The organism is thiotrophic endosymbiont of Bathymodiolus puteoserpentis (Logatchev) (genome assembly GCF_900127505.1).
GTDB lineage: Bacteria > Pseudomonadota > Gammaproteobacteria > PS1 > Pseudothioglobaceae > Thiodubiliella.
The window spans coordinates 2738-20187 of record NZ_UEXF01000015.1 but is presented as its reverse complement, the minus strand read 5'-3'; the positions used below and the strand labels follow the sequence as shown (position 1 = coordinate 20187).

The 17450-nt window shown below is 38.5% G+C and carries 15 protein-coding genes, 1 tRNA gene and 2 pseudogenes; 14 read left to right on the top strand and 4 right to left on the bottom strand.

Going from position 1 to position 17450, the window contains the following annotated elements; all coding sequences use genetic code 11:
• The 11 genes from BHECKSOX2_RS01090 to fdx all read left to right on the top strand — a co-directional run.
• On the top strand, positions 1–2031 hold a 2031-nt coding region (locus BHECKSOX2_RS01090), incomplete at its 5' end, for an inverse autotransporter beta domain-containing protein (RefSeq protein WP_180323603.1).
• Between the two features lie 273 nt (positions 2032–2304).
• Positions 2305–3030 carry a PP-loop family protein gene (locus BHECKSOX2_RS01085; RefSeq protein ID WP_139682111.1) on the top strand — a complete coding sequence of 242 codons (726 nt, stop codon included), beginning with the start codon at positions 2305–2307 and terminating at the stop codon, positions 3028–3030.
• A 12-nt stretch (positions 3031–3042) separates the two neighbouring features.
• A complete protein-coding gene (locus tag BHECKSOX2_RS01080) occupies positions 3043–3882 on the top strand; it encodes a lysophospholipid acyltransferase family protein (RefSeq protein ID WP_139682110.1) in 840 nt (279 codons plus the stop codon).
• Between the two features lie 36 nt (positions 3883–3918).
• Positions 3919–4617, top strand: a complete 699-nt coding sequence (cysE, locus tag BHECKSOX2_RS01075; RefSeq protein ID WP_090714656.1) for a serine O-acetyltransferase — start codon at positions 3919–3921, stop codon at positions 4615–4617.
• A gap of 71 nt (positions 4618–4688) precedes the next feature.
• Positions 4689–5099, top strand: coding sequence for an Rrf2 family transcriptional regulator (locus BHECKSOX2_RS01070; protein ID WP_090714654.1), 411 nt, complete (start codon positions 4689–4691; stop codon positions 5097–5099).
• A 1-nt stretch (position 5100) separates the two neighbouring features.
• Positions 5101–6315, top strand: coding sequence for an IscS subfamily cysteine desulfurase (locus BHECKSOX2_RS01065; RefSeq protein WP_139682109.1), 1215 nt, complete (start codon positions 5101–5103; stop codon positions 6313–6315).
• A gap of 94 nt (positions 6316–6409) precedes the next feature.
• Positions 6410–6787, top strand: coding sequence for a Fe-S cluster assembly scaffold IscU (iscU, locus tag BHECKSOX2_RS01060; protein ID WP_090714649.1), 378 nt, complete (start codon positions 6410–6412; stop codon positions 6785–6787).
• On the top strand, positions 6787–7110 hold the full coding sequence (iscA, locus tag BHECKSOX2_RS01055; protein ID WP_090714647.1) for an iron-sulfur cluster assembly protein IscA: 324 nt from the start codon (positions 6787–6789) through the stop codon (positions 7108–7110). Before iscU ends, iscA begins: the two co-directional genes overlap by 1 nt.
• Positions 7111–7127: 17 nt before the next feature.
• On the top strand, positions 7128–7640 hold the full coding sequence (gene hscB / locus BHECKSOX2_RS01050) for a Fe-S protein assembly co-chaperone HscB (protein ID WP_090714664.1): 513 nt from the start codon (positions 7128–7130) through the stop codon (positions 7638–7640).
• Between the two features lie 4 nt (positions 7641–7644).
• The gene (hscA, locus tag BHECKSOX2_RS01045; protein ID WP_139682108.1) at positions 7645–9495 is read left to right on the top strand and encodes a Fe-S protein assembly chaperone HscA; all 1851 of its coding nucleotides are present in this window, start codon (positions 7645–7647) and stop codon (positions 9493–9495) included.
• Between the two features lie 14 nt (positions 9496–9509).
• Positions 9510–9848, top strand: a complete 339-nt coding sequence (fdx, locus tag BHECKSOX2_RS01040; RefSeq protein WP_139682107.1) for an ISC system 2Fe-2S type ferredoxin — start codon at positions 9510–9512, stop codon at positions 9846–9848.
• 1 nt (position 9849) lies between these two features.
• Here fdx and BHECKSOX2_RS01035 read toward each other — a convergent pair whose 3' ends face one another.
• Both BHECKSOX2_RS01035 and apbC read right to left on the bottom strand, forming a co-directional pair.
• Complete coding sequence (locus BHECKSOX2_RS01035) at positions 9850–10716, bottom strand: hypothetical protein (RefSeq protein ID WP_139682106.1); 867 nt, start codon at positions 10714–10716, stop codon at positions 9850–9852.
• 390 nt (positions 10717–11106) lie between these two features.
• The gene (gene apbC / locus BHECKSOX2_RS01030; RefSeq protein ID WP_139682104.1) at positions 11107–12189 is read right to left on the bottom strand and encodes an iron-sulfur cluster carrier protein ApbC; all 1083 of its coding nucleotides are present in this window, start codon (positions 12187–12189) and stop codon (positions 11107–11109) included.
• 69 nt (positions 12190–12258) lie between these two features.
• Here apbC and metG point away from each other — a divergent pair, with 69 nt between their 5' ends.
• From metG to BHECKSOX2_RS10530, 3 genes and pseudogenes are all read left to right on the top strand, one after another.
• On the top strand, positions 12259–14259 hold the full coding sequence (gene metG / locus BHECKSOX2_RS01025; RefSeq protein ID WP_139682103.1) for a methionine--tRNA ligase: 2001 nt from the start codon (positions 12259–12261) through the stop codon (positions 14257–14259).
• Positions 14260–14393: 134 nt separating this feature from the next.
• Positions 14394–14481: transfer RNA gene (locus BHECKSOX2_RS01020), tRNA-Ser, on the top strand.
• Positions 14482–14664: 183 nt separating this feature from the next.
• Positions 14665–15138, top strand: a pseudogene (locus tag BHECKSOX2_RS10530) (tyrosine-type recombinase/integrase); the annotation flags it as partial.
• A gap of 1030 nt (positions 15139–16168) precedes the next feature.
• Here the strand turns inward: BHECKSOX2_RS10530 and BHECKSOX2_RS10525 are convergent.
• Positions 16169–16660: pseudogene (locus BHECKSOX2_RS10525) on the bottom strand (transposase); the annotation flags it as partial.
• A gap of 273 nt (positions 16661–16933) precedes the next feature.
• On the bottom strand, positions 16934–17450 hold a 517-nt coding region (locus tag BHECKSOX2_RS01005), incomplete at its 5' end, for a transposase (RefSeq protein WP_180323601.1).

The following is a 17450-nucleotide window of genomic DNA, read 5'->3' as shown; positions in this document are numbered from 1 at the left end:
ACCACCAAGAAAGACAACCAAGCCACCACTTTACTCAAAGAAGTCGCAGGCACAACTCGCGCCGCCCTAGGTTCTACCAACTCAGGCAATACCAACCAACTGGGCAAGAAGGTTGCCACAGACATTAAAAACCAAGCCATTAACAAAACCGAAGGTTTTGTGAACAACAAAGCCAATACATTTTTAAACGCATTTGGTGCAGGTCGTAGCGAGGTAAGTATTGGTGGACTGAGCTCAAAAAAACTAAATTACAGCCTCAGAACCATTCAGCCGATATCTGAGCTTGATGCCAATAGCAAAGCATTAACTTTCATTCAAGCTAGCATCGCTTCTGGCAAAAGTATTGATAGTCGCCGCACTACAGTTAACTTAGGCGTTGGTCATCGTCTATTGGTAGAAAACGACATGGCCATCGCAGGTATTAATGTGTTTACCGACTATGAGTCCAAGTCCAAGCACAAACGCTTAAGCCTTGGTTTGGAATACCAGCGTGCTAACTTTAGTGCCAATATCAATAAATACCATGTATTTTCAGACGAAAAATTAGTCAACAGTGTAAAAGAGAGGGGTAGGTCAGGTTATGATGTCAAGCTTAGCGGTCAAGCCCCTTACTTACCTTGGGCAAAAATCAAAGGCACTTATTATTACTGGGACACTAAAGCAGGTCCAGATATTAAAGGTAATATTCTGGGTGTGGATATTGAGATCACACCTTCGGTAAGTTTTGAGCTAGGTCAAGAAAACAACAACACTATGGATGCCACAAGTTACGGCAAACTCACTGTCAAACTACCACTGGGCAACAAACAAAAATTCACCAACTTTGCCATTGCCAGCAAAGCCTTTAAAGACAGTCGCAAAATGGACTTAGGCGCGCTTGCTTGGGTCGAGCGTAGTAATAAAATAATGATTGAAGGCGGAGATGGAAACACAATATCGTTTAAAGGACTAACTTACAAACTGGTCACCTCACCTGACACAGGCAGAGTATGGCTTGATAGAAATCTCGGTGCAACACAAGTAGCTACTAAAGTGGATGACAGTGCTGCTTATGGAGATTACTACGAATTTGGTAGAGATGACATCTGTCCAGCAGGCTTTAGTGTGCCAACTGAGGGAGAGCTAGCGGCAGATACCACCATTGCTACCACAACCCAGATTAATGGTGCTACTGTAGCTGTCTCTAGCTTCTTGAAAATCCCAGCTGCGGGTCATAACGGCAATGGCACGACGGAACCTGCTGGCATTCATGGTGTGGGTGCCCTCTTGTGGACTAAGACTGTTGGGTCAGATGCGACGAAGGGTCGTCATTTGAGCATTGGCCCTGATGTTGGCTCTGGTGTTAATAATGCGGGATTCCAAGACCTTGATCAGACCCTCCAGCTTAGCGTTCGTTGTATTAAAACACACACCCCAATAGTATTTAATGGACTAACTTATGAAATAATCACCTCATCTAAGACAGGCAGAGTGTGGCTTGATAGAAATCTCGGTGCAACACAAGTAGCCACTAAAGCGAATGACAGTGCTGCTTATGGACATTACTACCAATGGGGTAGAAATGATGATGGGCATGAACTTAAGGATTCACCCACAACACAAACACAGGCAACTACCCTCACTCCAGTAAGTGGTAATTTTATTGATTCCAAGAATGTTAGTTTCAAGAGTGATTGGACAAGCGCAGATTCTAGTGGTAACAATAGAGTAGTCGCTTGGGCAGACGGCGGAGTTAATGACATCTGCCCAGTAGGCTTTAGCGTGCCAACTAAGGCAGAGTTAGGAGCAGATACTATTGATATCAAGGGTGTCACGGCGCCCTTCGCCGGCTTCCTTAGGTTGCCAAATGCTGGCTTCCGCGCTGGCAAAACAGGCAAGCTTGACGCCATTGTTGGTAGTCATATCCGCATGTGGACTCGGTCTTTTCAGAATAATTCTTTTGCTGTTTATTTGAAATTCAACAGTGGTAGTGCGGCTTTCGACGAAAGTAATCGTGCTGACGGTTTTAGCGTTCGTTGCATTAAGGATTAAGCGGCAGTGACACTTTGGAAGGTGAGATCTTTTAGTCTCAAGAAACTGCCCTAGGGCATTTATTTGACTCTTTGTCCCTTGAGCTAGACATCCTGTTCTTGATTTTTTATGCCATAGGCACAGATTATCTTAGGCTTTAAAAAAAGCCTAAAGACTATGAAAGCCTAGCTCACTAATGGCATTTGGTTTATTGCGATGCACCGATAGGGTGCTACATTATCATTGTTTGGTAATAGTTAGGCGTGCTATTAAATAGACTGTAAAATTTCAAAAATGATGAACCAAAAGCTACCTAAATTACTTCTTAAACCAGTCGGACGAGCGATTGCGGATTTTAGCATGATTAAAGCGGGCGATAAAATTTTATTGGCAGTGTCAGGTGGCAAGGATTCACTCAGTTTGTTTCATATTTTGCGTCATTTTCAAGCAACTTCGCCCAAAAAGTTTGAATTGGGTGTGGTGACGATCGACCCACAGGTGGAAGGCTTTAAACCTCAAGCATTAGAAGATTTTTTCAAGAAGTTTGATACACCATATTTTTTTGAAGAATTTCCCATTATGGAGCAAGCTAAAAAAAGCATGAAGGGCGATTCTTATTGTTCATTTTGCGCGCGTATTAAACGCGGCTTGATGTATCAGGTGGCGCGCAGGGAAGGGTACAATGTCCTAGCTTTGGGGCAACATCTAGATGATTTGTGTGAGAGTTTAATGATGTCAATGTTTCATAATGGCAAAATTCAAACGATGAAAGCACACTATATTAATGACAATAAAGATTTGCGAGTTATTCGCCCGATGGCGTATGTGCGTGAGCGACAATTGGCTGATTTTGCTAAGTCTGCTGATTTGCCAGTGATCCCAGATTCTTGCCCAGCGTGTTTTAGTATGCCGAGCGAACGCGCCTATTTTAAAAAGTGGTTATTAAGTGAAGAAAAACGTGTTCCAAGCCTATATAAGAACTTGCTTAGTGCCATGAAGCCTATGTTGGATGAGAGTTAACAAGGTTTTGGAATGGTTAAATTTTTCTTAAAACTGTTTTCAATGATGCCGCTTAAGCTCAATCACTTGATTGGCACTTTGATTGGTCGTCTTTTATATTTAACCAACAGCCAATCCAAGCATGTTGTGCGTAAAAATATTGAGATTTGTTTCCCTAATTTGAGTAAAGCGCAGCAACAAGATTTGGTTAAAGAATCCTTAATTGAATCAGGTAAAGGTTTGAGTGAATCTGGCTTTGTTTGGTTTAACAGTTTTGAATATAATGCTAAGCACATCGTTAAAACAAAGGGTGCACAGCATCTTAAAGGCAATGAAAATACTATTTTATTAGTGCCACATTTTGGCTGCTGGGAAATCGCTGCTCGCGTGGTGTCACTACACAGGCCAACGACCTTTATGTACAAGGAATTGAATGATAAAAAACAAAACGCCTTGTTACTTTCTTTGCGTCAGCAGCAAGATTTGCATATGGTAGCGGCGAATAAAAAGGGCGTTTTAAAATTACAGCGTGCACTCAAAGACAAGCAGCTTATTGCTATTTTGCCAGATCAATATCCTGGTGAAAAAGGCAGCGTGGTGTCGTCTTTCTTTAAACAGGATACTCGAACTATGACACTATTGGTTAAATTGGCAAGAAACAATAATGCCAAAGTGCTAATGACCTGGGCAGATCGTTTAGATAATGGCAAAGGTTATGAGTTGAATGTTAAACCTGTGAATATCCTATCAAGCACAGGTATGGTAGATGATGATGTGGCTTTGATGAATCAGGCGATTGAACAGTTGGTTAAAACCAAACCTGAACAGTATTTATGGAATTATAAGCGCTTCAAAGGCATTATTCGCTATTAGTTAACCACATACTGTTCATATTGTATAATTGTTTGGATGAAATTTATTGAAGACATTGAAAGTGTATTTGAGCGTGACCCTTCAGCGAGAAATACTTTTGAAATAATAACCACTTATTCTGGCGTTCAGGCAATGCTATTTTATCGTTTGGCACATAGTCTATGGATGTTGAAGCTTAAATGGCTAGCGCGTTTTATCTCAATGATTGCTCGGTGGCTAACGGGTGTTGAAATTCATCCTGCGGCAAAGATTGGGCGTCGATTTTTTATTGACCATGGTATGGGTGTGGTCATTGGCGAGACTGCTGAAATTGGCGATGATTGTACGCTCTATCACGGCGTTACTTTGGGTGGCACGACATGGAAGAAAGGCAAGCGCCATCCGACATTGAGTAATAATGTGGTGATTGGCGCAGGTGCTAAAATTTTAGGCCCAATTACTCTGGGTAACAATGTGCGTGTAGGCTCTAATTCTGTTGTGGTTAAGTCAGTTGATGACGATCAGACCGTTGTTGGTGTACCTGCACGCGTACTGAAAGACGCCAAAACACAATCAAACAGTTTTGATTCTTATGCGGTTGGCACAGAGGCTGATGATCCTACGATTAAGGCAATTAACTCAATTTTGTTGCACTTGCATGATGTGGATTCACAATTACATAAAGTCTCAAAAGAACTAAATCTTAAAGAATATAAAGACAGCTCGGTTAACAACTTAGAGATAGAAAGTAAATAAATTTATTACTTGACTAAAACACTAGGTTAAATGTATAATGGATCTTCTTTAAATAAACATTTGGAATTAACATGCAGCTTACTACTAAAGGACGCTACGCAATAACAGCAATGCTAGACTTGGCAGCTAACAATGCTGGAAAGCCGATTACTTTGGATTTTATTTCACAAAGGCAAAATATTTCTTTGTCTTATTTAGAACAATTATTTGCGAAATTACGCCGTGCAGATTTGGTAAAAAGTGTGCGTGGGCCTGGCGGTGGTTATTTGCTTAATACACAAGCAAAAGACATTAGTCTAACTCAAATCATTGAAGCGGTGGATGAGAACATTGATTTACGCCGTTGCAAAGGAATGAGCGCATGTAATAACGGCAAGCAATGCATTTCTCACCAGTTATGGTGTGATGTGAGCGAACAAATTAGAACATTTTTAAACAGCAAAACTTTGCAAATGGTGATTGATAATCACGAAGGACTATAATATGACAATACCTACTTATATGGATTATTCTGCAACCACTCCCGTTGACAAACGGGTTGCAGAAAAGATGATGAAATACCTCACTATGGATGGCGATTTTGGTAATCCAGCCTCTAATTCGCATTACTATGGTTGGCAAGCTGATGAAGCGGTAAAGACCGCTAGAAAACAAGTGGCAGATTTGATTGGTGCTGATCCAAAAGAGATTGTTTGGACATCAGGTGCAACCGAGTCGGACAACTTAGCCATTAAGGGCATTGCACACTTTTATAAGAAAAAAGGCAAGCACATTATTACGCTAAAAACAGAGCATAAAGCGGTATTAGATACTTGTAGACAGCTTGAGCGTGAAGGCTATGAAGTCACTTATTTAGACCCAATGGCAAATGGCTTATTGGATTTGAATGTTTTAAAAGATGCAATTCGTGAAGATACGGTGTTGATTTCTATTATGCATGTTAATAATGAGATCGGTGTCATTCAAGACATTGAAGCGATTGGCAATCTTTGCCGTGAACACAAAATATTTTTCCATGTTGATGCAGCACAATCAGCAGGAAAAGTGGCGATTGACTTGTCAGAACTACCCGTTGATTTAATGAGTTTTTCAGCGCATAAAATCTATGGACCTAAAGGTATTGGTGTTTTATATGTGCGTCGTAAGCCACGTGTTCGTCTAGAAGCACAAATGCATGGTGGCGGTCATGAGCGTGGTATGCGCTCAGGCACATTGGCAACCCATCAAATAGTTGGCATGGGTGAGGCTTTTGCTATTGCTCGCTCTGAGATGAATGAAGAAAACAAAAGAATTGCTGTTTTGCGTGATCGCTTATTAGCGGGTTTTGTTGATATGGAAGCAGTGGTGGTTAATGGCGATGAGAAACAGCGTATTCCAGGTAATTTAAATATTAGTTTTAATTATGTAGAAGGTGAATCACTAATGATGGCAATCAACGATATTGCTGTCTCTTCAGGTTCGGCGTGTACTTCTTCGAGTCTTGAACCGTCGTATGTATTACGCGCACTAGGTTTGAGCGATGAATTGGCGCATTCCTCTATTCGTTTTACCATTGGTCGCTATACCACTGAAGCTGATGTCGATAAAGCAATTGTTTTGGTGCGTGAAAAGGTAGATAAATTGCGTGATTTATCGCCGCTATGGGATATGTATAAAGAGGGTATTGATTTGAGCAAAGTTGAATGGTCTGCTCATTAAAACACATACTGTTATCCAGTGAATACCTTGTCTGTTCAAATTTTTTGAACGGGTATAATTAAAATAACAATAAGATTTTTTTAGGAGAAATAATATGGCATACGGTGAAAAAGTATTAGACCATTACGAAAACCCTCGTAATGTTGGCGTTTTAGATAAGGACGCTAAAAATGTCGGCACAGGCATGGTCGGTGCACCTGCTTGTGGCGATGTAATGCGTTTACAGATTCAAGTGGATGACAATGGCGTGATTGAAGAGGCAAAATTCAAAACTTATGGTTGTGGTTCTGCTATTGCTTCAAGTTCACTTTTGACCGAATGGGTTAAAGGGAAAACTTTGGATGAAGCAGCACAAATTAAAAACTCAGACATTGCAGAAGAATTGTCACTCCCCCCTGTTAAGATTCATTGTTCAGTATTGGCTGAAGATGCAATTAAAGCAGCAATTAGTGACATTAAATCTAAGGCGTAATGGCAATCACTTTGACAGAGTCTGCCGCTGAACGCGTGGTTGGCTTTTTAGCCAATCGTGGTTCAGGGTTGGGTATTCGTCTATCTGTGCAAACCACTGGCTGTTCTGGCTTAGGTTACAATATGGAATTTGTCGATAATGCGAATGGCGACGACACTGTTTTTGAAGATAACGGGGTCAAAGTGATTATCGATGCAAAAAGTTTGATTTATTTAGATGGTACCGAAGTGGATTTTGTTAAAGAAGGGCTGAATGAAGGCTTTGAATTTAACAATCCAAATGCCAAAGCTGAATGTGGCTGTGGCGAGTCATTTACAGTCTAATTTTTCCATATTGAATGATGCAAAACTATTTCGAGTTATTCTCGCTAAAAGTTGATTTTGCAATAGATTTAAGTGTTTTAGAGCAAACTTATCAAACGCAAATCGCACAGTTTCACCCTGATAAATTTGCCATAGCAGATGACAAAAAAAAAGTCATGGCTATACAAAACACTTCGCTAATTAATACTGCCTTTGACACACTAAAGTCGCCACTGTTGCGTGCTACTTATTTGTTAGAATTACAGGGTATTGATGCTTTCGATGAGAAGGATACGCAAATGGATGTGGGTTTTCTAATGAGCCAAATTGAGCTTAGAGAATCATTAGATGCGATAAAAACAACAAAAGATGAAATGGCTTTAGATGATTTTATTGTAGATATTACAGGTAAAGTAGCACAAAATATTGAGAAAATTCAACACTTATTCAAAGTAGATGAATTTAACAAGATTAAAAACTTGGTTAGAGAATTGAAGTTTTATACGCAATTAAATACACAGGCAAACCAATTAATGGATGAGTGGTTGTAAGGTTATGGCATTATTACAAATCTCAGAACCTGGGCAAGCAAACGCACCACATCAGCATAAATTGTCTATTGGTATTGATTTAGGCACGACTAATTCTTTAGTGGCATCGGTGCAGAGTGGACAAAGTAAGGTGTTAACGGATGAGAACAATAAAGCGATTTTGCCTTCGGTGGTGCATTGCGGCAAAGACAACAAATTGACTGTTGGTTGTGATGCTTGCCCTTATGCAAAAACTGACCCAACAAACACAATTATATCGGTTAAGCGCTTTATGGGCTTGAACTATCAGGAAGTTAGAGGCTTTAAAAATTGCCCGTATAACTTGGTGGAAAATGGCAATAATGTACAATTCCATACGGCAATGGGCAATTTATCTGCTGTGGAAATTTCATCAACAATCCTAACTTCACTTAAAGAGCGTGCAGAAAAGTCGTTAGGTGGTGATTTGATGGGCGCTGTGATTACCGTGCCTGCTTATTTTGATGATGCACAGCGACAAGCCACCAAAGATGCAGCGACATTAGCAGGGTTAAACACCTTAAGGTTGTTAAACGAGCCAACGGCAGCAGCAGTTGCTTACGGTTTAGAATCAGGTGAAGAAGGGGTTCACGCTGTGTACGATTTAGGTGGCGGAACCTTTGATATTTCAATTTTGAGTTTTCAAAAAGGCGTATTTAAAGTACTTTCTACAGGCGGCGACTCCAGTTTGGGCGGTGATGACTTTGATCAGCTGATTATTGACGATTGCATTGAAATGTTAAAGCTAGGTGATTTAACGCCTACGCAAATACAAAAAATAAAGCAGTTTGCACGCACAGCTAAAGAAACTCTAACTGATAATGAATTTGCCGAATTTAACTGCATAGAAGCGGCATATCGCATTAGTAAATCAAAGTTTGAATCTTTGTCTGAGGCGCTTATTAAGCGCACGCTACTACTCACGAAGCGTGCATTGAGAGATGCCCAGATTACTATAGATGATGTTAAAGATATTATTATGGTTGGTGGTTCAACGCGCATGCCATTAGTGAGAATAATGGTTAGTGATTTATTTAATAAGCCAGTTTTGTGCAGTATCAATCCTGATGAAGTGGTCGCCAAAGGCGCTGCTATTCAAGCGAATTTATTAGTGGGCAATAAGTCACAAGATGATATGCTGCTCTTAGATGTTTTGCCTTTGTCGTTGGGTTTGGAGACAATGGGTGGTTTGGTAGAAAAAGTAGTGCATCGAAACACCACTATTCCAATTGTCCGTGCACAAGAATTCACCACCTTTAAAGATGGACAAACAGCAATGAGCATACATGTTTTACAAGGTGAGCGAGAGTTGGTTAAAGATTGCCGTTCATTGGGGAAATTTGAACTTAGAGGTATACCGCCGATGGTGGCAGGTAATGCCCGTATTCGTGTTGAGTTTCAAGTTGATGCTGATGGCTTACTCTCTGTTAGTGCCACCGAACAAACTTCAGGTGTTAAAGCCGATGTGAGTATTAAACCTTCTTATGGGTTGAGTGATAGCGAGATGGAAAAAATGCTAAAAGACTCCATTTTATTTGCACAAGACGACATCAAGGCTAGACAGTTGCACGAAATGCAAGTGGAAGCCGATAGAACCATGGAAGCGATTGATTCTGCACTTGCCAAAGACAAAGATATGCTGGATGAGGCGATGCTTGATGATATTATGCACGCTAGATCGCAATTAGAAGCAGTTGTTAAAGATAAAGATGAGAAAATAATTAAAGATAAAATAGATAACCTTGAGGTAGTCAGCACTAAGTTTGTAGAAATACGCATGAACAGCACCATTAGTAAAGCTATGAAAGGTCGTAATGTTGAAGAATTCCAAAAATAGGAGTAAAAAATAAAATGCCACAATTAATCATATTACCACATGAAGAACTCTGTCCAGAAGGCGTCGTTATTGAAGTCGAAAAAGGTATCAGTGTTTGCAATGCACTACTTGTAAATGATATAGAGATAGAGCATGCTTGCGAGATGTCAAATGCTTGCACCACCTGCCATATCTATGTACGCGAAGGCTTTGATTCTATTAAAGAGTCTGATGAAACAGAAGATGATTTATTGGATAAAGCATGGGGGTTAGATCCAGATTCTCGTTTGTCTTGTCAGGCGGTTGTAAATGAGACTGACTTAGTGATAGAGATACCAAAGTATACGATTAATCAAGTTTCCGAAAACCATTAAACTATTGGTATTTTTTTTTGAATTGTTCTAAAATATTTTTTCGATTTTTTAACCATGTTTGATTTGACACAAAAGTAGGTTTTAATAAAATCTCTTGAGTAGGCTTTATTGCTATGCTTTTTCCTATATAATTTGAATTATTTATTTCTTTTTTCTCTAATTTATCATACTGTTTCATTGCTTTTACCCAATCAATGCTACTACACAGCCAAGGATCTCCAGGACGATTTTTATGCCTGTTCTCTAAGAGAATAGCAAGTTCAAGCCCGTTGTTCTTCTTTTTATAATCTTTCAAAATAATTTTTTCTATTTTCTGCCATTCTATATATTTTTTTAAAGAATTGTTTTGATTTTTACATCTGCTAAAGTCTATTTTTAACCTTAATTTAGCAGCTAACATCATTGCTTTGGAGTAATCTTTTTTATTAATTTTTGCTAAATAAAGTGAGTAGAGTGTTGAATATCTAAATGTTTTATTATTTTCAAAGGTTCTCTTTTTCAGCCAATCCAAATAAGGAATAATTTTTTTAGAGGTTGTAATTAATTTCAAATCGTTAAATAATTTCTCAAATAATTCTACTTTTCTGTCGATTTTATCAAGGGTGTTTAATTGCTGAAATGTATTCTTGTAGTCTTTTGTTTCTTTAATTGATTGAGAAACGCTAATTGGTTGGGCGCAGCTAATTGGTTGGGCGCAACTAACAAGAGATAGTGGTATTGTCAATAAAAAAATTAGTTTAATATAGGTTTTCATATTCTCCAATATATCATTAAGCGAAGATTCTATTTTAAACGAAAGTGGAGATTGAAGTTTAGTAAATTGTTGATAAATTTCTTGTTTTTCAGGGGGTTGGTCGAATTTACTCACCACATCAACCGGTTGGGTTTTGGATGCTAATCATTGTGAAATAGACGGATTTTTACTACTACCGCAACTTTTTCCTAGATTGTTGGGGTGGAATATTTTGACAAAATTTGGGTTTTTTAAATCATTAACATAGGCAATACCACAGTGGCATCGTAAAGATACCTGCCAGTCTTCTTCAGGGTTGCTAATGAGCGCATTAAACAAAGCATTGCAGTCATTCCACTTAATCACTAACAAAACGACTTTGGTATTTATCCAAATAATTCATTCAAGCTTCACTTTAACATTCGTAATTATAATGACAGCAAAGATTTTTTGCATTCTCCAAAGAATGCTAGCTTAGCATTTATGAGCGAGACTGCTGATACTGAATAATGAAAAAAGCCAACGCTATTCGATAGTAATGCTTGGGAACGAGCTTAATGCCTTGTCTTGTTGTGTGAGTTTAGCTGATACTTTCTTAGCAATCTCTTTATAAATTTGTGCAATTCTACCGTCTGGGTCTTTAGCAACAGTTGGCGTGCCTTCGTCCACATCGGTTCTAATGTCTATTTCCAAGGGTAGAGCGCCTAAAAAGTTAACACCAGCATCTTTGGCCATTGACTCACCACCACCAGTGCCAAAAATCGCTTCTTCGTGTCCACACTTAGAACAGATATGGAGTGACATATTTTCAACAATACCTAAAATTGGAATATTGACTTTTTCAAACATTTTCAGGCCTTTCTTGGCATCTAATAGTGCGATGTCTTGCGGTGTAGTAACAATAACTGAGCCACTGACTGGAATTTTTTGTGATAGTGTTAATTGCGTATCACCTGTGCCAGGTGGTAGGTCGATAATCATATAATCCACGCCACGCCATAAAGTATCACGTAACATTTGCTCTAAAGCTTGTGTTACCATAGGGCCACGCCAAATCATTGGATTTTCTTCATCGACAAGATAGCCAATAGACATGCTTTGCATGCCGTGACCTAAGATAGGGAGTAATTTGCCTTCACCCGTTTGCTCAGGTTTGAGTTTAGAGACGCCTAACATTCTGGGCTGAGAAGGTCCGTAAATATCTGCATCTAAGAGTGCTACTTTTGCACCTTCTGCTTGTAGTGCAAGTGCTAAATTAACTGCCGTAGTTGACTTGCCGACACCACCTTTACCTGAAGCAACAGCGATAATATTCTTAACTTCTGGTAGTATCTCTACGCCTTTTTGTGTGGAGTATTTGGCAATTTTTGTTTCAATATTAACGATTGCATCTTTGATCTCAGCAGCTGATAATGCACTTGTAATTGCATCTGTTAGTGTTTGATGATAGCTTTGCGCTGGATAGTTTAAGAGGATATTAACAGTGACTTTATTGCCGTTGATTTCAATGCTATCTAGTGTATTTGAAGAAACAATATCTTGCTCGGTATAAATATCTACAACACTTGTAAGAATTTTTTCAATTTGGTCTTGAGTTAAATCTGCCATTACTGCGTCCAATTAAGTAAAATGTGCTATTTTATCGCATAACTGTATCAGTTACCCTTAATATTAATAATGACACCAAGAAAAATCCTTGTCACTTCAGCGCTACCCTATGCCAATGGTGAGATTCATTTAGGGCATTTGTTGGAATATATTCAAACCGATATTTGGGTGCGTTTTCAAAAGATGATGGGTAATGAGTGTCATTATGTCTGTGCAGACGATGCACACGGTACGCCAATTATGCTAAAAGCCAATGAGCTTGGTATTACCCCAGAAGCATTAATTAAGGATGTGAGTGAGCGTCATCAAGCAGATTTTAAAGACTTTTTCATTGGTTTTAGTCAATACCATTCAACGCATTCAGACGAGAACAAAGTCATATCAGCAGATATTTATAATCAGTTAAATGATGCTGGGTATATTAAAACACGCACTATCTCTCAAGCGTTTGACCCTGAGAAACAAATGTTTTTACCTGATAGATTTATCAAAGGTGATTGTCCAAAATGCGGCGCAGTTGATCAATATGGTGATAACTGTGAGGTTTGTGGTGCGACTTATTCACCCATAGAATTAAAGAACGCAAAGTCGGCTATATCCGGTGCAACGCCAATTACTAAGGACTCTGAACATTATTTCTTTGACCTGCCACAGTTTGAAGCGCAATTGAAAGAATGGACGAATGCAGGGCACTTACAAGATGAAATCAGTAACAAACTTGCCGAGTGGTTTAAACAGGGCTTGAAGCAATGGGATGTTTCTCGTGATGCACCGTATTTTGGCTTTCAAATACCAGATGTAGAAGGTAAGTACTTTTATGTGTGGTTGGATGCACCTATTGGCTATATGGCAAGTTTTAAGAAGTTGTGCAACGAACGAGATATTGATTTTGATGAATACTTTAACAAAGATTCTGAAACTGAGTTATATCACTTTATCGGTAAGGATATTGTTTATTTTCATGCATTATTCTGGCCAGCAATGTTGATGGGGGCTAACTACCGCACACCAAATGCAATTTTCGCACATGGGTTTTTAACTGTTAATGGGCAGAAAATGAGTAAGTCTCGTGGCACATTCATTCAGGCAAGAACTTATCTAGAAAGCTTAGATCCTGAGTGTTTGCGCTATTATTACGCTTATAAGCTTTCTGCTAAGATTGATGATATTGACCTTAATTTAGAAGACTTTAAACAGCGCGTGAACTCTGATTTAGTCGGAAAAGTAGTGAATATTGCTTCTAGAAGTGCAGGATTTATCGTGAAAAAATTTGATAAAACGCTGTCTGCTTTCGCGATCGAAGGGGGGTTGTATAATGAATTTGTCGCACAAGGTGATAGCATCGCCCAACACTACGAAGCACGCAATTATAATCAAGCAATGCGTGAGATTATGAAGCTTGCAGACAAGGCAAATCAATACATTGATACCCATAAGCCTTGGCAAATGGTCAAAGAAGAAGGCAAAGAAACACAAGTACATGATGTTACTTCTTTGGCAATCAACTTATTTAGAGTATTAGTGACTTATTTAAAGCCAGTTTTGCCAGTGATGGCAGAGCAGGCCGAGGCATTTTTAAATATTGATGAATTAGATTGGCACAACCTTAAACACCCACTTACCAAGCATAAAATTAACAAATTTAAACCACTTATGTCGCGTATTGAAGATGTACAAATTAATCAAGTGATTGAAAACTCCAAACAAAGCATGCAAACAACTGAAAAAGAAACTCAAGAGGACGATATGATTCAAATTGATGATTTTGCCAAAATTGACTTGCGTATTGCCAAGATTGTTAAAGCGCAAGCTGTTGAAGGTGCAGACAAACTTCTGCAACTCACGCTTGATATTGGTGAAGCTTCCACTAAGAATGTATTTGCTGGCATCAAGGGGCACTACAATCCACAAGATTTAGAAGGGCGACTCACTGTGATGGTGGCTAACTTAGCACCAAGAAAGATGAAATTTGGCATCTCACAAGGTATGGTGCTAGCTGCAGGCAATGGAGAATCTCTTTATATTTTGTCTCCTGATTCTGGTGCACAAGTAGGTATGAAAGTTAGTTAAAGCATAACAATTACCAGTAAAATACCTTTGGAAACAATTTTTAAAGAGATGTCAGAGTGGTTGTGTTGTTCGCTTGGAAACAATTTTTAAAGAGATGTCAGAGTGGTTGTGTTGTTCGCTTGGAAACAATTTTTGGAGAGATGTCAGAGTGGTTTAATTTGCTCGCTTGGAAAGCGGGTGTACGGTAACGTACCGAGGGTTCGAATCCCTCTCTCTCCGCCAAATTTGTTAGTAATTATTATTAAAAATTGCTAATTATTGATAGTTATCAAAGGTTTATTTTGATAATTTTTAATAAAAATTAGAGATATGTTAAAATTATTCCTAATTATTATTAAAAATTATTTCTAAATGCTAAGTAAAACGATTGTAGATAAAGCAAAAACAAAAGGTAAGTAATGCAAAATTTACGATACTGATGGGCTTCATTTGCTCATCTCACCTGAGGGCACAAAGTCTTTCTACTTTAGATATGCGTGGCATGGGAAGCGTTTTGAAATTAAAATTGGCAAATATCCTCTAACCCCTTTAGTCGGCGCAAGAAAAAAACGAGACGATTATCTGTTAATGGTCGAGAATGGTAAAAACCCAAAATACAAATCAAATAATTCCAAGTTATTCAGAGATATCGCCTTAGATTGGCTGCAAATACAAGATGATTTATCCGACAAAACAATAGTTACAACAGCGCAGCGCTTAAATAGGTGCATTGAAGAATTTGGATACATTCCTATATCTGAGATAGATTCAATCCAAATGCTAACCTTTTTGCAAAAGATTGAAAATAGAGGGTATATTGAGACTGCCAAAAGGACTAAGTCAATTATTTCAAGAGTGTATGAGTATGCAAATATTCTTAACTTAACAAACATAAACCCAACAACTGGGCTGTCTCGTATTCTAAAAAATAAAAAAAGTAATAATTTCCCGTTTGTTAAAAAAATTGAAGACATGAGGCATTTGATGTTTGATATTAGTAATTATCAGGGAATGATAGAGGTTCAGTTTGCATTAAAAATAGCGGCTTATACCTTTGTAAGGCCAAGTGAGTTAAGATTTTCTAGGTGGAATGAACTTGAAGGCGATATTTGGCGCATGCCAGCAGAGAGAACAAAGTTAAAGAGAGAGCGCTTAGTTCCATTATCTACTCAAGTTAAAACATTAATCTCATCATCAACTTGCCCTTTGAATAGGTTTCTAGAAAGTCTAAAATCCGATTTAAGATGTCCGATAATCGGCTCAATCGCTGCTCGTCTTTTGCACAGTTTGCGTTTTTTTGTCTCGTTGATAACGATTGTCTCGCTTAAGGGCTTTTTTAGGCAAGGTGATGTTTGTGCACCGAGCACTACCTTTGTACCAATATAGCCTCGGTCGCATACCGTTTGATTGTTTGTGGTCTTTACCTTGGGCAATGATAGACACATCAGGCTCGTGTAATGAATAGATCTTGTTCTTATCTTTGGGTTGTTGTGCTAATACCTGCTGATAAAATAATAAATCTTTTTAATAAGTTTCAAACAGGCTATGTGTGTGAAGTTTGCGTTGCAATTCTCTGATGAGTTTGTTGGCAATAGTTCTTAGGCGGGTTAAGGCTTTTTTAGCTTTGGCACGCTTTTTAACATGNCACATCAGGCTCGTGCAATGAATAGATCTTGTTCTTATCTTTGGGTTGTTGTGCTAATACTTGTTGGTAAAACAAAAAATCTTTTTGATAAGTTTCAAACAGGCTGTGTGTGTGAAGTTTGCGTTGCAATTCTCTGATGAGTTTGTTGGCAATAGTTCTTAGGCGGGTTAAGGCTTTTTTAGCTTTGGCACGCTTTTTAACATGACGGAAGTGACGAATGGCTAAGCGGCAGTTTTTAACTTCTTTAACATAGGTTCTGCGTTGTTGAATGCCATGNTGTGTGTGAAGTTTGCGTTGCAATTCTCTGATGAGTTTGTTGGCAATAGTTCTTAGGCGGGTTAAGGCTTTTTTAGCTTTGGCACGCTTTTTAACATGGCGGAAGTGACGAATGGCTAAGCGGCAGTTTTTAACTTCTTTAACATAGGTTCTGCGTTGTTGAATGCCATGGTGTTTTGCTAGCTTGTTAAGGCGATTGATAATCTTAATGGCAAGTTTGGCATCGGTGGGATAGGTGATATTTTTCTCTTGTACCGTGGTGTCAATTAATACTGTTGCTTCTTGGGCTTGTTTGCCATGCAAGGCGACACTCATTTTAAAAATAAGATTAAAACCTTTAACGCCTATACGCTTTCTAAAGTGCACCAACTCGGTGGCATTGCAAGGCATGCCTGGTATATAGTTTGAGTAGCCACAGAAGTATTGGTAATAAGGGTTGCGCTTAAACTGTAAAACAACACGCTCATCAGAGAGGTTTTCTAGTTGTTTAAGCAAAAGCAAACTATAAAACCCCAACAATTTAAGACAACAAATTAAGATTTCTTATTTCGAACGAGTTAAATTTAATCCAACAATTCGGAGTAAAAAATTATGAGACCGTTGAATTTAAAGAATTTTTTTAAAAAAAATCTAAAACCCAATTTTTCTCATATTTTTCTCATCAAACCCCGCTATTCCCTATTTTTTTTCATATTTCTCCCATTAAACCCCGCTATCTTCCCATTTTTTGTCAATTTCCCTTAAAATCAACAAAAAACAAACAATACCCCTCCCTTAAAAACCATACTCTTCATTTAAAATCACCATTCTTTTAAGATTAAACGCCAATGATTCCATAAACATTGCAAACTGATTTTTAGCAACACCCCTATACCTTGTTCGATGATTAGTTTGAGAGAATACTCGCTCATACGGACTACGCATTTTTGTGATAAAACTGTCTCTACCCTTATTTTTATTTTTCATATTGTTTTTCAAGATAGCCTTTAGATTGCAACCTTTGCGTTTAGCATCAATATGAGTTTGTTTATCACAATAGCCTTTATCTGCATAGATGGCACCAGAGCCTGGTAGTACATGTTTTAAACCTTTGGCATCTGTGATGTTAGCAGGGGTTAATGCAACTTTGTTGATTAACCCTGATTGCATATCCACACTAATGTGTTTTTTAAAACCATACCAGAATTTATTTTTACCTTTGGCGCCAAACTTTGCTTGTTGGTCATAAGCCACCTTTGGTAGCGTTGTGTTGTTGAGTTTTTCTAATTTATTAGCAATGGCTAAATCTCGC